Here is a 17,329-nt window from a genome sequence, read left to right on the forward strand (position 1 = left end):
ACGTGGTTATGCGCGGGCTTTTATAACTATTCCAACAAATCCACTTTTTCTATCTCCCACTTTCGCCGTACCTTTGCGGCATGATCGCGATTACCAACCTCAGTTACTTTCTTGGCGACCGGGCACTCTACGACAGTGCTTCGCTGCATATCAAGCCCAAACAAAAGATCGGCCTTATCGGTCTGAATGGCACAGGAAAGTCAACATTGCTTAGAATGATAAACGGGGAGTTCCAGCCGGACGGCGGAAATATCTCCAAATCGGGCGACTGTACCATCGGTTTCCTGAACCAGGATTTGCTTTCTTACCAGAGCGATGATTCCATTTTGTCGGTAGCCATGCAGGCTTTTGAACGGCAAAATGTGTTGCAGATCCAGATGGACAAGATCCTGCACGACATGGAGCACAATTATACAGATGCACTGGTCGATAAGCTGGCGCGGGTCCAGGAAGAATTTGAAGCATTGGACGGGTACACCATTCAATCCAAGGCAGAAGCGATCCTGGAAGGCCTGGGTTTTGTTACAGATGATCTACACAGACCATTGAAATTGTTTTCCGGGGGTTGGAGAATGCGGGTTATGCTGGCAAAGTTGCTCTTGCAAAAACCATCATTACTCATGCTCGATGAGCCAACCAACCACTTGGACTTACCTTCTATTCAGTGGGTTGAGAAATATGTTCAGAGTTATGAAGGCGCTGTAATCGTGGTTTCCCACGACAGGCAATTTCTGGATAACACCATTGATACAACGGTTGAAGTTGCCAATGGAAAGCTGAATTACTACGCCGGAAACTATTCCTACTATATGGAGGAAAAAGAGGAACGCAACGAAATTCAGCGCGGTGCTTATGAAAACCAGCAGGCCAAAATTCGCCAGACAGAACGATTTATCGAGCGTTTTAAAGCCAAAGCAACCAAATCGCGTCAGGTTCAGAGCCGTGTGAAGGCATTGGATAAAATGGATGTTGTGGACCAGGTGATCGACGAGAATGCGAAAGTGCATTTCCGTTTCCAATTTACTACGCAACCGGGAAGACACGTTTTCCAGCTTGAAGATGCTTCCAAAGCTTATGGCGATAAGGTCATTCTGGACAGCACCAACATTAGCATGGAACGCGGTGATAAAATTGCATTGATCGGAGCGAACGGACGCGGAAAATCAACAGTGCTTCGTGTTGTAGCTGGAACAGAGCCGATTGAAGGAAAAAGAAGATTAGGGCACAATGTTTCTTTTACATTCTACGCACAGCACCAGCTGGAATCGCTGAATGTGAACCATAACCTCATTGAAGAGCTTAAATACGCTAATCCTAACAAAACCGAGACGGAGTTACGGACGGTTTTGGGATGTTTTTTATTCACCGGGGATGATGTTTTTAAGAAAATAAAAGTCCTTTCGGGAGGTGAGAAATCACGGGTTGCATTGGCCAAGGTTTTGCTTTCACAAGCCAACTTTCTGCTGCTCGATGAGCCTACCAACCACTTGGACATGCAGTCGGTGAACATTCTGATCCAGGCTTTGCAGCAATATGAAGGCAGTTACATTGTGGTTTCCCACGATAGATATTTTGTTGAAAACATTGCGAACAAGATCTGGTACATTGAAGATCACCAGATTAAGGAATATCCAGGCACATATCAGGAATATGAAGTGTGGGTTGAAGAGCGTGGTTTGCAATCGGCTGTGAGTGACAAAGCAACGGTTAGCAGCGCACCGCCACAGAAGGCAGCTCCGCAACCTGCGTCCAACGGAAATGCCTCCAAAAATAACGGCAAGCCTGTTTCCAACGAAGATTCGCAAAAAATAAAGAAAGCACAGAAGCAGATCGAAGAACTTGAAGCTACTATCAACAATCTGGAAATCAAGAAAACAGAAACAGAAGTTAAGCTAGCGAACCCGGAAATTTACAACGATTCAAAAGCACTTGCTGATTTAAACCGATTCTATACAGACATTAAGCAGAAGCTGGATCAAAGCACGGAGACCTGGGAGAATCTGATGCTGGAAGTGGATGCGCTGGCTGGGAAGTAAGTATTTAATGTTAGTAAAGCAAAAAGGGAAATCAAACGATTTCCCTTTTTGCTTTTAATGTCTAATTCAATCCAATAGTTCGAGCATAAACGTCTTTCAGCTCGATCTGGACATTAATGTTTGTCAATGTGATCCGCTCGTTAATGTTGTTGATTTCTGAATTCAACAACCAAGTCCCGTCTTCGTTTTTCCGAAAGACCTCGACGGAAATTGATAAGGAATCAACAAGGATATAGTCCGTCAATGTTGGGATTGATCTGTAAAGCCGAAATTTATCACCCCTATCATATGCGCTTGTAGATTTAGACAATACTTCAATTATTACAGATGGGTTGATTAATGTGTCCTTATCATTTTGAGAGAATTCCGGCTTCCCGCAAAGGATTATTATGTCAGGATAAGTATAAAGACCGTTTTGGGGAATATGCAAGCGCATGTCACTTGAAAAATTTTGACAAGATCGGCCTTTCAGTGCCATGTAAATTTCCCCTGATAGGTTTGCCATAATCCGATTGTGATTAGGACTCGCCCCTGCCATTGCAAATATCTCCCCTTGGTAATATTCGCTTTTGTACTCGGCTTCTCTTTCCAGCTCCAAATATTCTTGTTCTGAATACATTTTAATAGTCTGTGCGATCATGTTGATTATGTAAGTTAAAAAATAGTTGCCAGCGTGCAAAACACGTTTGGCTATTCAGACGTACATTACATAAAAAGTCACAGGATAATTTTAATGATTTATTATGAGGTTGATTTCGCTTTTTTTGTGGTTTGGGTTGACGTATGGAAATGCGAATGCGCAATCTCAAAACATCAGATTGGAAGATTATATATATAATGATAAAATAAAAACCGTGCTGCTTGCACCAGCATTGGAAAACCCCGAAAACCCAACCCGCCTGCTAACGCCTGCCATTAAGCCGCTAACGAGTCCTGCCCCGCTTGTTTTAGAATTTGATGATCTTTCGGGTCAATTTGAGGGTTACCGTGCCAAAATCATCCATTGCAATGCGGATTGGACCAAATCAAACCTGAACGACATTGAATTTACATTTGAATTCAACGAATATCCGATCAATGATTATCAGCAGGCATTCAGTACGAAAGTGCCCTATTTTCACTACAAACTCGATTTGCCTAAACTCAAATTATCAGGAAATTATGTCATTTATGTTTATTCCGATCGGGATAGAAAGCCTGTGCTAAGCCGCCGTTTCATGCTTTACGAATCACGCGTGAACATTGATGCGAAAGCGCGTTTTTCACAAGGGATTCAGCAGCAGTTCTCGGACCAGCAGATTGATTTTGTAGTTGATTATAAAGGATATCCCTTGAATGCGCCGCAAACAGACCTGAAAGTGGTCCTCAGGAAAAACTTCCGTTTCAATGAAATAAGGACCAATTTTAAACCGACCAATGTCAGGCCTTTTGATCAGATTTTGGAGTACACATTCTTTGATCTCGAAAACACTTTTCCAGGCGGAAATGAATATCGCTATTTCGATAGCCGCAGCCTGACCGGAAGAGGCTTTGGGGTTAATGAAATCGAGCGGTCGGACGAATTTACAAGGCTGATGTTATTCCCTGACAAGTCCCGGGCTAACAATGCATACATTCAAACAGATGATTTTAATGGTCAATACATTGTAGATCAGCGCGAATCAGGGAACGGAAGTGTCGAAGCTGACTATACGCCTGTCCTGTTCACATTGAGAACCCAACAAGACCCCGAGGCTACATTTTACGTGAATGGGGCCTTCAATCTTTGGCAACTTACGGATGCCAATAAGATGACTTACAATGCGGCGACCAATGCTTATGAAGTTGAAATGATGATCAAACAAGGCGTCATCAATTATAATTACACAATGGTTAAGGCGGGACAAACACCCGATGAGGGATACATTGAAGGCAATTATGGCGCAACAGAGAATGATTACGACATCCTCATTTACCATCGCCCGCAAGCAGGAAGAGCCGATCTGCTGATCGGTTACCGAACCGTGGAATGGAACAGACGGCGCTGAAAGGCACAAAAAAAGGAGCGACCATTAGCCGCTCCTTCATCATTGAAATATCTTTATTATACATTGAAACGGAAGTGCATAATGTCACCATCCGCAACAACGTATTCCTTGCCTTCAACGGCCATTTTACCAACCTCTTTCACGCCTGCTTCCGTTTTATATTGCTCGTAATCAGCAATTTTAATCACTTCCGCACGGATGAAGCCTTTTTCGAAATCACTGTGAATCACACCCGCAGCTTGTGGCGCTTTCCAGCCTTTTTCAATCGTCCAGGCTCTTACTTCCTTCACACCGGCTGTGAAATAAGTGATCAGGTTCAGCAGTGAATAAGAAGCTTTGATCAATTTACTCAAACCGGATTCTTTCAAACCATATTCTCCCAGGAACATTTCATGCTCTTCCGGATCTTCAATTTCTGAAATCTGTGATTCGATAGCTGCACAAAGGACAATTACGTCTGCGCCTTCATGTTTCACAGCCTCGCGCAATTTTTCAGAATATTCATTGCCGGTTAGCATTGAGTTTTCATCCACATTGGCAACATAAAGCACCGGCTTGGCAGTCAGCAATTGCAAATCACCGATTACGGCTTCTTTGGTTTCTGCATCGATCACCACGCTGCGGGCATTCTTGCCTTCTTCGAGCGTTGCTTTATATTTTTTCAACCATTCCAGCTCCGCTTTCGCTTTTGCATCACCGGCACGGGCTCCTTTTTCTGTTTTCTGAATTTTTTTCTCAACAGATTCAAGGTCTTTCATCTGCAACTCAATGTCGATGATCTCTTTATCAAAAACAGGATCCACACGACCTTCCACGTGCACAACATTTTCGTCCTGAAAACATCTTACAACATGCACAATGGCATCAACTTCCCGGATATTGGCAAGAAATTTATTCCCTAACCCTGCTCCCTGGCTTGCACCTTTCACAAGGCCGGCAATGTCAACGAATTCTATGATGGTTGGTATAACCTTCTGCGGACTTACCAGCTTTGTAAGAACATCCAGACGCTCGTCAGGCACGGTTACCACGCCAACGTTGGGTTCTATTGTACAGAAAGGATAATTGGCGGCTTCGGCTTTACCGGTTGAAATGGCATTAAAAAGAGTGGATTTCCCTACGTTCGGCAATCCCACGATCCCACATTGAAGACTCATGTTATAATTTATGCAGTTAAAAGCAGGTAGTTTTCCATGCAACAATGCAAAGAGCTCCTGTCTGCCAGATGATAATTTACAAAATTACCACTTAGCGAGTAGAAAAACCAAAAGCCTTCGTAATAGATTGCGAAGGCTTTTTCATTCTGTTAATTTTTTTAATCCCACTTAAGGTCCGACTCTCCAACTACGTCCACCTCATCTGCCTTGGCATCGAACTGAGAAAAGTCAACTTCCGGCATCAACTCTGTTTTCACATGATCCACGGCATCCTTCAAAGCATCAACGAACTTATCAAAATCCTCTTTGTATAAAAACATCTTGTGTTTTTCATACGTAAAACCGTCTCCCTGTGGATGGCGGCGGCTTTCTGTGATGGTAAGATAATAATCGTTGGATCGCGTCGAGCGAACATCGAAGAAGTAAGTCCTTTTTCCTGCCCTGACCCTTTTGGAGTAGATTTGCTCTCTGTCTTCCACTATGTTAAGTTTTAAATAGGTTTTCAAACGCTAAAATATAAAGTTTATTGCTGCTAACAAAAAAACAAGAGCATATTAGCAATTTGTTAGTATTGACTAGTACATTTTTCATGTAGCGCTTTCACTTTTGCTTTCGGAATTGCTCTTTTTTAAAAAGTTTTTATTAGTTTTGAAATTCGTGGGTTTCCAATTTCTCGGCAAACTCCAAATAAATGGTATGAAATAAGGGCTTTTACCTTATTTATGTTTCACCTAAAACCACAGATATGACTTATAATCGTATCCTGATTCTTATCCTGTTAGCTTTCGCTTTCACGCCTGAAACCATCGCACAGGTTAAACTCGGCAAAACTGAAACTGGTCACGCATCCTATTATGCAACCCGGTTCAATGGCAAAAAAACCTCCTTTGGAGAAGTGCACAAAAGCACAGAATTGTCAGCAGCTCACAGAAGCTACCCGCTTAATACGATGCTCGAAGTAACGAATCTGGAAAACGACGAAAAAGTAATTGTAAGAGTTAACGATCGCGGACCTTTCGCAAAAAACCGATTGGTCGATCTTAGCAACGAGGCCGCCAGATTACTTGGCATAATTTCAAAAGGTGTTGCCAATGTCTCCATCCGCGTAGTAGGCATGGAAGGAATGGTGCTCCTTGATCCTAATGAACAAATTGACGCCAGATCGGGAAAAGTAGTCGCTATGCGCGGCAACAGATAATGTAATTTCAGAATGAACAGCCGGCAACTTGATCTAGCAAAAGTAAGGGAGTTTGGCAATCTGGAATTTCTAGCAAAACAACTTGTGGAAGGCTTTATCACAGGCCTCCACAAATCCCCGTTTCACGGTTTTTCCGTTGAATTTGCTGAACATCAGCTCTATAACACAGGAGAATCCACCCGTAACATTGATTGGAAGGTCTACGCCAAAACAGACCGCCTTTATGTAAAACGTTACGAAGAAGAAACAAACCTCCGCTGCCATTTACTGCTCGACACTTCCTCTTCAATGTATTACCCCGAAGAAAGTTACGGCAAAATGACTTTCAGCGTCATGGCTGCTGCAAGCCTTACTTATCTTTTACAAAGACAAAAAGACGCAGTAAGCCTCTGCACATTCTCCGAAAATATCGAAATCCAGACAGCTGTAAAATCTACGCCGTCTCACGTGCACAAGATTATCCTGGAACTGGACAATGTGCTGCAAAGCAAGCGGCCGCTAACAAAAACCTCCGTCGCCACCGTTTTGCACCAGATCGCGGAGAAAATCCATAAGCGCTCGCTTGTTGTGATTTTCAGTGATATGTTCGATAACCTGGAAGAAGCCGATAAGATCTTCTCCGCATTACAACATTTAAGACATAATCTCCACGAAGTCCTACTATTCCACGTTACCGACCGTCAAACCGAGGAGCTGTTCGCTTTCGAAAACCGCCCTTATGAATTTATCGACCTCGAATCGGGCGACAGGGTTAAGGTCCAACCGGATCAGGTAAGGGAATCTTACAAAGAATTTGTAGGTGATTTTTATCAAAAGCTTAAACTGAAATGCGGCCAGTATAAGATCGACTTTATTGAGGCGGACATTGCAAAAGGCTTCGATCCTATCCTGATGGCGTATTTGGTGAAACACGCTAAAATGAGGTAATTTTTTCAGAAATTTGAAAGCAGATCCCTTTCCTATTTGCTGTCAGATATGAAAAAACATTTTACCCGCTTCTTCTATTTTACCTTCACTTTATTTTCGCTGGCAGGGTGTAAATCTGCTGAGAAATCGCTTAAAAAGGGTGATTTTGATGAATCTGTCATCCGGGCGGTTGATAAGCTGAACAACAATGCCACGCACAGCTCCTCCATCGAAGCGCTGAAACAAGCCTATCCCCTCGCGCTCGAACAACATTTGAATGATATCAAGCAGAATAGGGAGTCGGATGACCTGTTTAAATGGGAAGCTGAATTGCAATCCTACGTTAGACTAAACAGGCTCTTTCAGGCGATTGATCAATGCAGTTCGTGCGCTAAACTGGTTACCGCCCAGAATTTCGAAAAAGAGGAGAAACTGGCAAGGCATAATGCTGCAAACGTCCGTTACAAAGAGGGGCAAACATTGCTGGCGATAGGCGACCGCGAAAACGCACGAAAGGCCTACGAGCATTTTGAAGTGGTCAATAACCTGATCCCGAATTTCAATGATGTGGAGAAAAAGCTGGATCTGGCTTATGAGGTTGCTTCTTTCAAAGTGGTTGTGGAGCAGGTCTTGGTTACTTCCAGGACTTACCAGCTGAGTAATGAATATTTTCAGGAAAGGGTCAATGAATATCTGCAAACCAATAAGCGGCTGAATAAATTCGTGCGATTTTATATGCCCGAAGAAGCGGCAAACCTCAAACTCGAACCCGACCACATTATCAGACTGCAATTCGATGATTTCGTCGTGGGAAATACGCTTGTTGAAAAAAATACGGAAGTTGTGATTAGTAAAGACAGCGTAAAAGTGGGTGAGGTCCAGGTGGGCAGGATCAAAAAGCCTGTGTTTAATAAAGTTACAGCCAAACTGACGCAAAGCCGTAAAACTGTTCTTTCTGCCGGATTGCTCGATATGCAGATTATGGATTTCAAGACAAAACGAGTAGTAACCCAGGAAAAATTTAATGGTGAATACAACTGGATGTGCGAATGGGCTTCCTTCAATGGCGACGAACGGGCGCTAACTGCCGCTCAGCTTAGGAAATGTAAAAGCCAGGAGTTAATGCCGCCTGCGCCGCAGCAACTATTCGTAGAATTCAGCAAACCGATTTACGAACGCCTTACCAGCAAGCTGCAAAGTTATTATGCAAAATACTGATAAGGCGAGTCATCAAATTCTGTACTAAGTATTTAAAAAGAGCGACATAAATAGCTCGTCGAGGCTCGCAACCGCTATGACTTCGATCCTGAATTTTTTCAAGTCCAATCCTCTGCTGTTGTATTTGGAAATGTAAACTTTTTTGAAACCCAATTTTTCAGCCTCAAAAATTCGGTTTTCGATCCTGCTGACTGCCCTCACTTCTCCCCCAAGCCCTACTTCCGCCGCGAAACAAACTGACGGCGGGATGAATTTGTCTTCATAGGAAGAAACAATGGAAGCGATCACAGCCAGGTCAATCGCAGGATCTTCCACTTTTAATCCGCCAGCCACATTTAAAAAAACATCCTGGACGCCTAACCGAAAACCGCCCCGCTTTTCCAGAACTGCGAGCAGCATTTGAAGCCGTTTTCCGTCAAATCCTGTGCTGCTTCGTTGGGGCGTTCCATAATTGGCGACGCTTACAAGGGATTGTATTTCAATCAATAATGGTCGGTTACCTTCCATCATGGAGCCTATGGCAATGCCGCTTACCGGCTCGTCGCGCTGTGAAATAAGAATTTCGGATGGGTTACTAACTTGCCGCAGACCGGAACCGTGCATTTCGTAAATACCAAGTTCAGAAGTGCTTCCAAAGCGGTTCTTTACGGTTCTGAGAATGCGATAGGTGTTGTGGCGATCGCCCTCGAACTGCAAAACGGTGTCCACCATATGTTCCAGCACTTTCGGCCCTGCCAGCGAACCATCTTTGGTAATGTGGCCAATAAGAAAAACCGGGACGCCCATTTCTTTGGCGTATTTCATAAATTCGGCCGTACATTCCCTCACTTGCGAAACGCTGCCTGCGCCCGACTCAATGTAAGTGGATTGCATCGTCTGGATGGAGTCGATGATCAGGATCTCGGGTTGGAAATCTTCTATTTGCCGGAAAATATTTTGCGTATGCGTTTCGGTGAGAATGAAGCAATTGTCGCTTTTAGAATCCATCCGCTCCGCCCGCATCTTGATCTGCTGATCGGATTCCTCTCCTGAAACGTATAAAACCTTCTTATTGGACAGCGTAAGTGCAATTTGCAGCATTAATGTTGACTTCCCGATTCCCGGCTCGCCACCGATCAGAACCAGCGAACCTTGTACAATCCCGCCTCCCAGCACGCGGTTGAGTTCTCCGTCAAATGTTGTGATCCTCGGCTCGTTCTGGTATTCAATTTCAGCAATAGAACGCGGCCTGCTGGCCAGATTGACACCTTTCCAGGCAACTGCGGTCTTCTTATCTTCTTTTTCAATAACTTCCTGAACAAAAGTATTCCATTCGCCGCACGACGGGCAGCGACCCACCCATTTGGGTGAATTATACCCACATTCCTGACAAAAATAAGCTGTCTTGGCTTTGGCCATAAGTAGAAAAGTAATATTTATATATCCTTAAAGACTAACACGATTTACCCAATAATTATTTAAATATTTGTACGTTTCAATCACAAAATCAAAAAAAATATGGGTCGGGTATAGTTTTTTATTTTTTGGCGTTATTAACCGGTTTTACTTAAAAAATTATATTATCCATGAACATCCTGAAAAAAGTAGCTTGCCTCTGCCTGTTATGCTTGATTGCCATAACATCCGCGCAAGCACAGAAAAAAGGTTTTGCGTTCGGTATTAAGGGTGGTGTGAATTTATCACGCCTGACGATGGGAAATGTTTTTACAACGAGATACGACGCTGCGGGGAATCCCTACCTGGGATATGATGGCAAGGAAGTGAAGGATAATCTGAAACAAAGTTTTGATACAAGAACCGGTGCAGTAGGCGGGATTTACGCAAGATTCGGCCGTACATTATTCATTCAGCCCGAAGTGCTCGTCTCCACCAAAGGAGGATCATTTGAAATCGTTAAGAATGATCTTGAAACACCCGTAACAGAAAGAATTAATGTCAAATACAGCAACATTGATGTGCCTTTGCTCATCGGTTTCAAAGGCGGTCCGTTAAGAATTTTGGCGGGACCCGTAACTTCATTCAGAATTGGCGATAATCAGCGGTTAAGAGATGCTTTTGAACACTATACGTCGGACCTGAACAATGCAATGTCCGAGGCAACATTCGGATATCAGCTGGGTGCTGGCCTGGATATCGGCAGTTTTAGCCTGGATGTGAGAAGGGAAGGTTCATTTACCAATCTTGCATCGTTCCAGGTGAATGGACAAAATGTTGGAAACGGCAATGAGTCTGTGAAGCAAAAGATTAAATCCTGGCAGGTGACGCTTGGATTGAAGATTTTTTAATGAGTGAATGAGCGAATATTCTTAATCAGCATTTATTAATCATTCACTCATTAACTCACTCATTAAAACAAAACAAGCAGCCTTCGATCTATGCGATGGCTGCTGTTTTTATGAATAACCCACTAATTTAATTCACCAAAATCGCTTATGCGGAAATGCGCAGGTTGGTATGATCCAACATTCCGGAAACCTCTTTAATTTTCCTGCGCGAAACCACCACTTCTTTGCCGCAAGACAGTTTCAGCATGCGATCGTCTTCAAGGCGTGCAACCACGTAATCCGAATTTACCAGGTAGGATTTGTGCACACGCATGAAGTTTTGATTTAATTGACCGGCCAGTGATTTCAAAGTCTTGGAAACCAGATATTTCTTGCCAGTGTTCGTATATATGAAAGTGTAATTGCCTTCGCCTTCCAGGAAAGTAATTACCTCAGGAGCTAAGTAAACGGTCCGTCCCATTGATTGTACGGAGATGAAAGCGGCACTGCCATTGATTGATTTTGATGACAGGTTGCGGTGTGTAAAGCTTGAAAAATTTTTCATGGTAATAGAGACTAATATGTTTTGTTTTCTTGTATTCAAAATTAGTACATAGCGTATATTCAGAAAATACGTAGAAGTACGTATGCATTTGTAACTAATTCATATACAATAATTTAACATTAGCAGAAAACGGAAAAGACGTAACTAAACTTAGTTAAATGCGTAATTTTACCTACTCCCGAAATCTTAGCCGCAATCAATTCACATCACTAGGCCGAACTTTAATTATCTTTGCACCGCTTTTGGTGTGAATCCTGATACATACCAGCCTCCAATCATTTGATAACAACAATAGTTTATGGTTACCGAACGCGTTAAAGAGTTAATTTCGGAAATAGAGCAAGCCACAGTCAACAGCAAAGACCAGCTGGAAGCTTTCCGCCTCAGATATATCAGTAAAAAAGGTGTCGTATCAGAATTGTTCGACGGGTTGAAAAACATTCCTCAGGAAGACCGTCGCGCGGTTGGTCAGGAGCTGAACACGCTTAAAAATCTTGCACAGGACCGGTTTCAGGAATTTAATGCAGCCATTGAAAACGCTGTCGACACGAATCCCGAAATGGTTTTTGACCTGACTTTACCCGTCGTTCCTAACCAGCAGGGAAGCCTGCACCCATTGACCATTGTAAGAAGACGGATCATTGAAATTTTCGAAAGAATGGGTTTCAATGTTTCCTATGGACCTGAAATTGAGAAAGATTGGTATAATTTCAGCGCTTTGAATTTTGCAGATAACCACCCTGCGCGTGAGATGCAGGATACGTTCTTTATTTCAAAAAGCCAGGGTGAGGTGAAGGACGATGTGCTTTTGCGTACGCACACTTCCAATGTGCAGGTGCGGTTGATGGAAAGACAAAAACCACCGATCCGGTCTATTATGCCCGGACGTGTTTTCAGGAATGAGGCTATTTCGGCCCGTGCGCATTGTGTTTTTCACCAGGTGGAAGGATTGTATGTGGACCGGAATGTGAGTTTCAAGGATTTGAAAGACACATTATATCATTTTGCCAAAGAAATGTTTGGTAAGGAATCAAAAATTCGCCTGCGTCCCTCCTACTTCCCGTTCACGGAACCCAGCGCGGAAATTGATGTGACGTGTTTTATATGTAAAGGAAAAGGCTGCAACATTTGTAAATATTCCGGCTGGGTAGAAATCGCTGGCTCAGGAATGGTTGATCCTAATGTGCTTACAAACTGTGGGATCGACAGTGAAGAATATACAGGTTTTGCATTCGGGATGGGAATTGAGCGGATTACAATGCTCCGTTACGGAATCAATGATCTGCGTTTGTTTACTGAAAACGATGTGCGGTTTTTAAGACAATTTGAAGGTGCCTAATTAGATAGAGTTAAACAAAAAAAGCTCAAAGTTGCTGGACGCTGTGTCTGCCACTTTGAGCTTTTTTCTTTTACTAAAACCTCGTTTCCAGATAGTAAGGAAGCATTCTTTTCCAAACCCACCATTCATGCGGCATATCCGGCCCCCAGATGTCCAGCTCGTGCGGAACATTCTTTGAAGTCAGGATCGATGAGATGGCCCTGGAATATTCGGGAACCTCATATGCACCTGAACCTGTGACGAAGTGAATGTGGCGGCTATCGCGATACATCGAAAGATGCCATTCGGCTTTCAATTGCGGCAAATAATGCACTGGTGAATTAAAATACACATTATCATCGTAATAACCGTCCGTATACTGGCTCAGATCGTAACATCCGCTCATGGCAATGATGCCGTGGATATAATCCGGATGCTTGAAAAACAGGTTAGCGGCATGCATTGCCCCAAAAGACGCGCCTACTGCTATGATTTCATTGTCCTGGCTTGAAGTATCCTTGATAAAAGGGATTACTTCTTTAATTACATAATCATTGAACAGCTGGTGCCGCACGGCCTTATCGTAGCCATGCATATACGGGTTCATCCAGCTTTCCGAATTGATACTGTTAATGCAATAAACTTTAACTTTTCCTGCATCAATAAAAGGTGCAATGCTCTCTATTAGTCCATTTTGTTCATATTCCAAATAATCCGAAGCTGCTGTGGGAATCATCAACAAGGCTACTCCATAATGTCCGTAGACGGCAATATCCATATTCTCATTCAGCGCCGGACTATACCAACCGGTTACTTCACGTTGCATTGTTCAATCATTTAAGTTGCGTTATATACTGATAAAATCAGGCAGTCAACAATTTTGGTTTAAAGAATAAAATAAACCAACATCATTAACAGCCTGCCAGCAACTGTTAATGATAAATTAATACAACACCCACGTATCCTTGCCCCCTCCGCCTTGTGACGAATTTACGACCAAAGAACCTTTACGCAAGGCCACCCGCGTTAAACCACCCGGGATAACACTGATGTCGTCACCATATAATATGTAAGGGCGCAAGTCCACGTGCCGGCCTTCCGCATGTCCGTCCACCATGCAAGGCACACGCGATAGTGAAATCGTGGGCTGCGCAATGTAGTTCCTCGGGTTATCACGTATTTTTTGCCTGAACAGCTCGTGTTCTTCTTCTGTCGCTTTGGGGCCGATGAGCATGCCATAACCTCCTGCTTCATTTGCTTCCTTTACCACGAGCTGAGAAATATTTTCGAGCACATAATCGAAGTCTTCCTGCTCCCCGCAGATGTAGGTTTTCACATTAGGAATGATTGCCTCTTCTCCCAGATAATACTTGATAATTCGCGGAACGTACGCATACACAACCTTATCATCGGCCACACCAGTTCCCGGCGCGTTCGCTAATGCGACACGGCCTTTTTTATAAACCTCAAAAATCCCAGGAATTCCAATCAGAGAATCGGCATAAAATGATTCGGGATCCAGGAAAGTGTCGTCGATCCGGCGGTAAATAACGTCCACGATTTGCAGTCCGTTGGTCGTCCGCATCTTTACGTATCCATCCGAAACCACCAAGTCGCGCGCATCCACCAGCTCGACGCCCATTTGTTGCGCCAGATAGGAATGTTCAAAATACGCAGAGTTGTAAATTCCGGGCGTAAGCACAGCCACAGTCGGATTAGGACGGTCGGCCAGATGCTGTAACATTTGCAGCAAGCGGGTAGGATAATCCGATACGGGCCTTACGCCGGTCCTGGCCAGCACGTCAGGAAAAATCTGCTTGGACAACTCCCTGTTTTCCAACATATAAGATACACCGGAAGGACAACGCAGGTTATCTTCCAAAACCATAAATGTCCCGTCATCGCCTTTGATGAGATCCGTGCCTGTAATGTGGCACCAGATTCCTTTTGGAGGTTTCAGCCCGATACAAGGTTTCAAAAAGCATTTACTTGACTCGATCAGCTCTCTCGGCACAACGCCGTCGTTCAGGATATTCTGTTCATTATAAACATCATCAATGAACATGTTCAATGCCTTAATACGCTGTTTCAGACCGGTTTCGAGCCACTCCCATTCTGCATTGGAAAGCACGCGCGGAATGATATCGATGGGCATGATCCGCTCCGTTCCTTCGCCTTCGGAATATACATTGAAAGTTATCCCCATCGAAAGCAATGCACGCTCGGTAGCCAGCTGGCGGTTGGTAAGGTCGTCGTGTGTGAGGTTTTCAAATTTGTTCTTTAAATGTTCGTAACCCGGCCTTATTTCCCCATCAGCTGTGAACATTTCATCGAAGAAATTTTCGCTTTGATAATCAGAAAATGAAAAATTCATACAATACAAAATTTGAATAAGTATATATCAGTTGTTTACAAAACAATATATGGTCAATCTTTCAACTAACAAACAAATAAACTGATAAATACGAGGTTATGCTAAATATTAAAATCATGGCGTTCGTTTAATGCAAACATTATTTTTCCAATCAATAAACATTGGTTGCAAGTCCGTGCAGTTAGGCTTTTCTTTGCAAGCGAATTGGCCCCGCATCAACGTCTTCTTAATAATATGTTTAAATATAGTTTACCTGCAATTGCACTTATTCTGGGATTGGCGCAGGCTGCCAAAGCCCAGCATTTGCCAGGTGTTGCAATGGGTAACTATGCTGGAACCAATGCATTATATCACAATCCGGCCTTTGTTGCAGACAGTCGTTACAGCTTCTATGTCAATGTGGTCGGCACTCAGTTTTACACGGCCAACAATCACGTCAGATACGAAGCGCCCTACTCGTTTTTGAGCCTGGTTACCAACACCGTCTCCGACGAATACCGTAACGAAAGAGGCGTTTTACAGTTTCCGCGTTCCTATCTGGGGGAAAAATTGAATGGAAATCAGAAATATCTGAACGCCGGTGGAGACGCCCGGCTGCCTTCTGTAATGTTCAATTTGTTCAAAGGAAAGATCGGCGTAGGTATTTCAACGCGGGTAAGATACATGCTGAATACATCCGGCGTCACGGAGCCGCTCGCCAGGTTGATCAGTAAAACCACCCAGCTGGAAGAATTGCAAGGCCCTTTCTTCGATAACCAGGCAGGCAGGCTGCATTTGAATGGGATGGGGGAAGTTGCGTTCACGCTTGGCGGGACGGTGTATGATAATGAAACGGATTTTTTGAAAGTCGGATTCACCGTGAAAAGGCTGATCGGGCTTTATAACGCGCATGCGATCATTGACAATTCTTCATATGACATTCAGCCCGACGAAACCTGGGAGAACAAACGCCAGTTTATCCGCGTGGAAGAAATTAATATGCGTTACGGGATAACCCGTGATGAGGGTTTTCAAAATATAAAACCTTCACCAGCATGGCTGATAGGCGGCGCACCTCCGGGAAGCGGCTGGGGTTTTGACCTCGGTGCCGTTTATGAATACAGGCCGGATATTAACAAATTTTCATACACGGAAAAAGGCGAAAGAAAGCGTGACGCATCCAAAAACAAATATCTGTATCGCGTAGCCGTTTCGCTAACAGACATTGGCCGGGTTCATTTCAAGAATCCAGCTTATGTTTTGCAACAGGAAATTCATACAACCAACAAGGAACTCCGTTACGATTCATTCCAGAAGCTGGAAGGTTCTGAGGGAATTTTCAATGCGATCAACAGTTCTCTGGACGGTGGAGCGCCGCTGGCACCCAATTTTAAGTCGGTGTTACCAACGGCTTTTCAGGCAAGTGTTGATTATCATGTGCAGCAGCGGGTTTACGTAAGCGGGTTATGGGTCCAAAATCTGATTCCTCAAAGTGCATTTGGCATGAAAGCCGAATCTGCGATTTCTGTAACACCGCGCTATGAGCATAAATGGTATGAAATTTCCGTTCCTTTAACATTGATGAACCGTTACAGATCGCCCGCAATCGGCCTCGCCGGCCGCATCGGTCCTTTGTGGCTCGGAACGGATCATTTAACGGGATTACTGAATATTGGCAATCCAAAATCCTTTAACTTGTATTTCGGGATTTCGGCAGGGCTTTTCCGCCGCCCGCCCGAATCACAAAATCAATGCTGGCCACCAGAAGATTCGTGGATAAGACGCATTTTTAGCAAACGATAAATACGCCTTGCGCGTTTAATATTGATATGGCACAATTTCTATTGATGCTATGATCTTTAAAACACAAACTGAAATGAGAGAAGTAGAAAAAACAAAAGAAGAATGGCAAAAAGAGCTGACCGGACAACAATGCTTCGTGCTCTTCGAAAAAGGGACAGAAAGGCCTTTTTCACACCCATATAATGACAATAAGGAAGAAGGCACCTATGTATGCGCTGCCTGCGGCACACCATTGTTCAGCTCGGAGACCAAATATGAATCCGGGTCGGGATGGCCGAGTTTCTTCCAGCCGATCTCATCCGGAAATGTGGAAGAGATCGTGGACAAAGGCCATGGCATGATCCGCACAGAAGTCGTTTGCAGGACTTGCGGCGGGCATCTTGGACATGTTTTTAATGACGGGCCCAAACCAACAGGTCTCAGATATTGCATGAATGGCGCGGCGTTGAAATTCAACAAAGCCTGATCAAATAGTTCATAAAAA

16 protein-coding genes are annotated in these 17,329 nt (G+C 43.8%); 9 read left to right on the forward strand and 7 right to left on the reverse strand.

Going from position 1 to position 17,329, the window contains the following annotated elements:
- The first annotated feature begins 80 nt into the window (after positions 1-80).
- A complete protein-coding gene (locus tag NFI80_RS13305) occupies positions 81-2,036 on the forward strand; it encodes an ABC-F family ATP-binding cassette domain-containing protein (protein WP_235157936.1) in 1,956 nt (651 codons plus the stop codon).
- A 61-nt stretch (positions 2,037-2,097) separates the two neighbouring features.
- Here the strand turns inward: NFI80_RS13305 and NFI80_RS13310 are convergent, their stop codons facing one another.
- Positions 2,098-2,655, reverse strand: a complete 558-nt coding sequence (locus NFI80_RS13310; protein WP_252172064.1) for a Uma2 family endonuclease — start codon at positions 2,653-2,655, stop codon at positions 2,098-2,100.
- A gap of 124 nt (positions 2,656-2,779) precedes the next feature.
- On the opposite strand from NFI80_RS13310, the gene NFI80_RS13315 reads away from it, so the two are divergent.
- On the forward strand, positions 2,780-4,063 hold the full coding sequence (locus NFI80_RS13315) for a type IX secretion system plug protein (protein WP_235162761.1): 1,284 nt from the start codon (positions 2,780-2,782) through the stop codon (positions 4,061-4,063).
- 56 nt (positions 4,064-4,119) lie between these two features.
- Here NFI80_RS13315 and ychF read toward each other — a convergent pair whose 3' ends face one another.
- Entirely contained in the window at positions 4,120-5,220 is a 1,101-nt protein-coding gene (gene ychF / locus NFI80_RS13320; protein ID WP_026630756.1) for a redox-regulated ATPase YchF, read from the reverse strand.
- A gap of 158 nt (positions 5,221-5,378) precedes the next feature.
- Positions 5,379-5,726: a DUF3276 family protein gene (locus tag NFI80_RS13325; protein ID WP_255703254.1), complete on the reverse strand. Its 348-nt coding sequence runs from the start codon at positions 5,724-5,726 to the stop codon at positions 5,379-5,381.
- A gap of 239 nt (positions 5,727-5,965) precedes the next feature.
- On the opposite strand from NFI80_RS13325, the gene NFI80_RS13330 reads away from it, so the two are divergent.
- From NFI80_RS13330 to NFI80_RS13340, 3 genes are read left to right on the forward strand one after another with little or no spacing between them, the layout of a single operon-like run.
- A complete protein-coding gene (locus NFI80_RS13330) occupies positions 5,966-6,418 on the forward strand; it encodes a septal ring lytic transglycosylase RlpA family protein (protein WP_235162759.1) in 453 nt (150 codons plus the stop codon).
- Between the two features lie 12 nt (positions 6,419-6,430).
- On the forward strand, positions 6,431-7,345 hold the full coding sequence (locus NFI80_RS13335; protein WP_233795509.1) for a DUF58 domain-containing protein: 915 nt from the start codon (positions 6,431-6,433) through the stop codon (positions 7,343-7,345).
- Between the two features lie 48 nt (positions 7,346-7,393).
- Complete coding sequence (locus NFI80_RS13340) at positions 7,394-8,542, forward strand: hypothetical protein (protein WP_235162758.1); 1,149 nt, start codon at positions 7,394-7,396, stop codon at positions 8,540-8,542.
- Between the two features lie 24 nt (positions 8,543-8,566).
- Here NFI80_RS13340 and radA read toward each other — a convergent pair whose 3' ends face one another.
- A complete protein-coding gene (radA, locus tag NFI80_RS13345; protein WP_082213645.1) occupies positions 8,567-9,940 on the reverse strand; it encodes a DNA repair protein RadA in 1,374 nt (457 codons plus the stop codon).
- 167 nt (positions 9,941-10,107) lie between these two features.
- On the opposite strand from radA, the gene NFI80_RS13350 reads away from it, so the two are divergent.
- The gene (locus NFI80_RS13350; protein ID WP_235157898.1) at positions 10,108-10,827 is read left to right on the forward strand and encodes a porin family protein; all 720 of its coding nucleotides are present in this window, start codon (positions 10,108-10,110) and stop codon (positions 10,825-10,827) included.
- 145 nt (positions 10,828-10,972) lie between these two features.
- On the opposite strand, the gene NFI80_RS13355 is transcribed toward NFI80_RS13350, so the two are convergent.
- Complete coding sequence (locus tag NFI80_RS13355) at positions 10,973-11,371, reverse strand: LytR/AlgR family response regulator transcription factor (protein ID WP_233795505.1); 399 nt, start codon at positions 11,369-11,371, stop codon at positions 10,973-10,975.
- Positions 11,372-11,669: 298 nt separating this feature from the next.
- On the opposite strand from NFI80_RS13355, the gene pheS reads away from it, so the two are divergent.
- Positions 11,670-12,710 (forward strand): phenylalanine--tRNA ligase subunit alpha, encoded by a 1,041-nt coding sequence (gene pheS / locus NFI80_RS13360; protein WP_235157894.1) that lies wholly within the window; start codon positions 11,670-11,672, stop codon positions 12,708-12,710.
- Between the two features lie 73 nt (positions 12,711-12,783).
- On the opposite strand, the gene NFI80_RS13365 is transcribed toward pheS, so the two are convergent.
- Entirely contained in the window at positions 12,784-13,515 is a 732-nt protein-coding gene (locus tag NFI80_RS13365; RefSeq protein WP_235157873.1) for an esterase family protein, read from the reverse strand.
- A 117-nt stretch (positions 13,516-13,632) separates the two neighbouring features.
- Positions 13,633-15,063 (reverse strand): circularly permuted type 2 ATP-grasp protein, encoded by a 1,431-nt coding sequence (locus tag NFI80_RS13370; protein WP_233795502.1) that lies wholly within the window; start codon positions 15,061-15,063, stop codon positions 13,633-13,635.
- 234 nt (positions 15,064-15,297) lie between these two features.
- Here NFI80_RS13370 and NFI80_RS13375 point away from each other — a divergent pair, with 234 nt between their 5' ends.
- Positions 15,298-16,845, forward strand: coding sequence for a DUF5723 family protein (locus tag NFI80_RS13375; protein WP_235162757.1), 1,548 nt, complete (start codon positions 15,298-15,300; stop codon positions 16,843-16,845).
- Positions 16,846-16,918: 73 nt separating this feature from the next.
- Positions 16,919-17,311 carry a peptide-methionine (R)-S-oxide reductase MsrB gene (gene msrB / locus NFI80_RS13380; protein ID WP_233795500.1) on the forward strand — a complete coding sequence of 131 codons (393 nt, stop codon included), beginning with the start codon at positions 16,919-16,921 and terminating at the stop codon, positions 17,309-17,311.
- Positions 17,312-17,329 lie beyond the last annotated feature (18 nt).

The organism is Dyadobacter chenhuakuii (genome assembly GCF_023821985.2).
In the GTDB taxonomy this organism is placed as follows: Bacteria; Bacteroidota; Bacteroidia; order Cytophagales; family Spirosomataceae; genus Dyadobacter; species Dyadobacter chenhuakuii.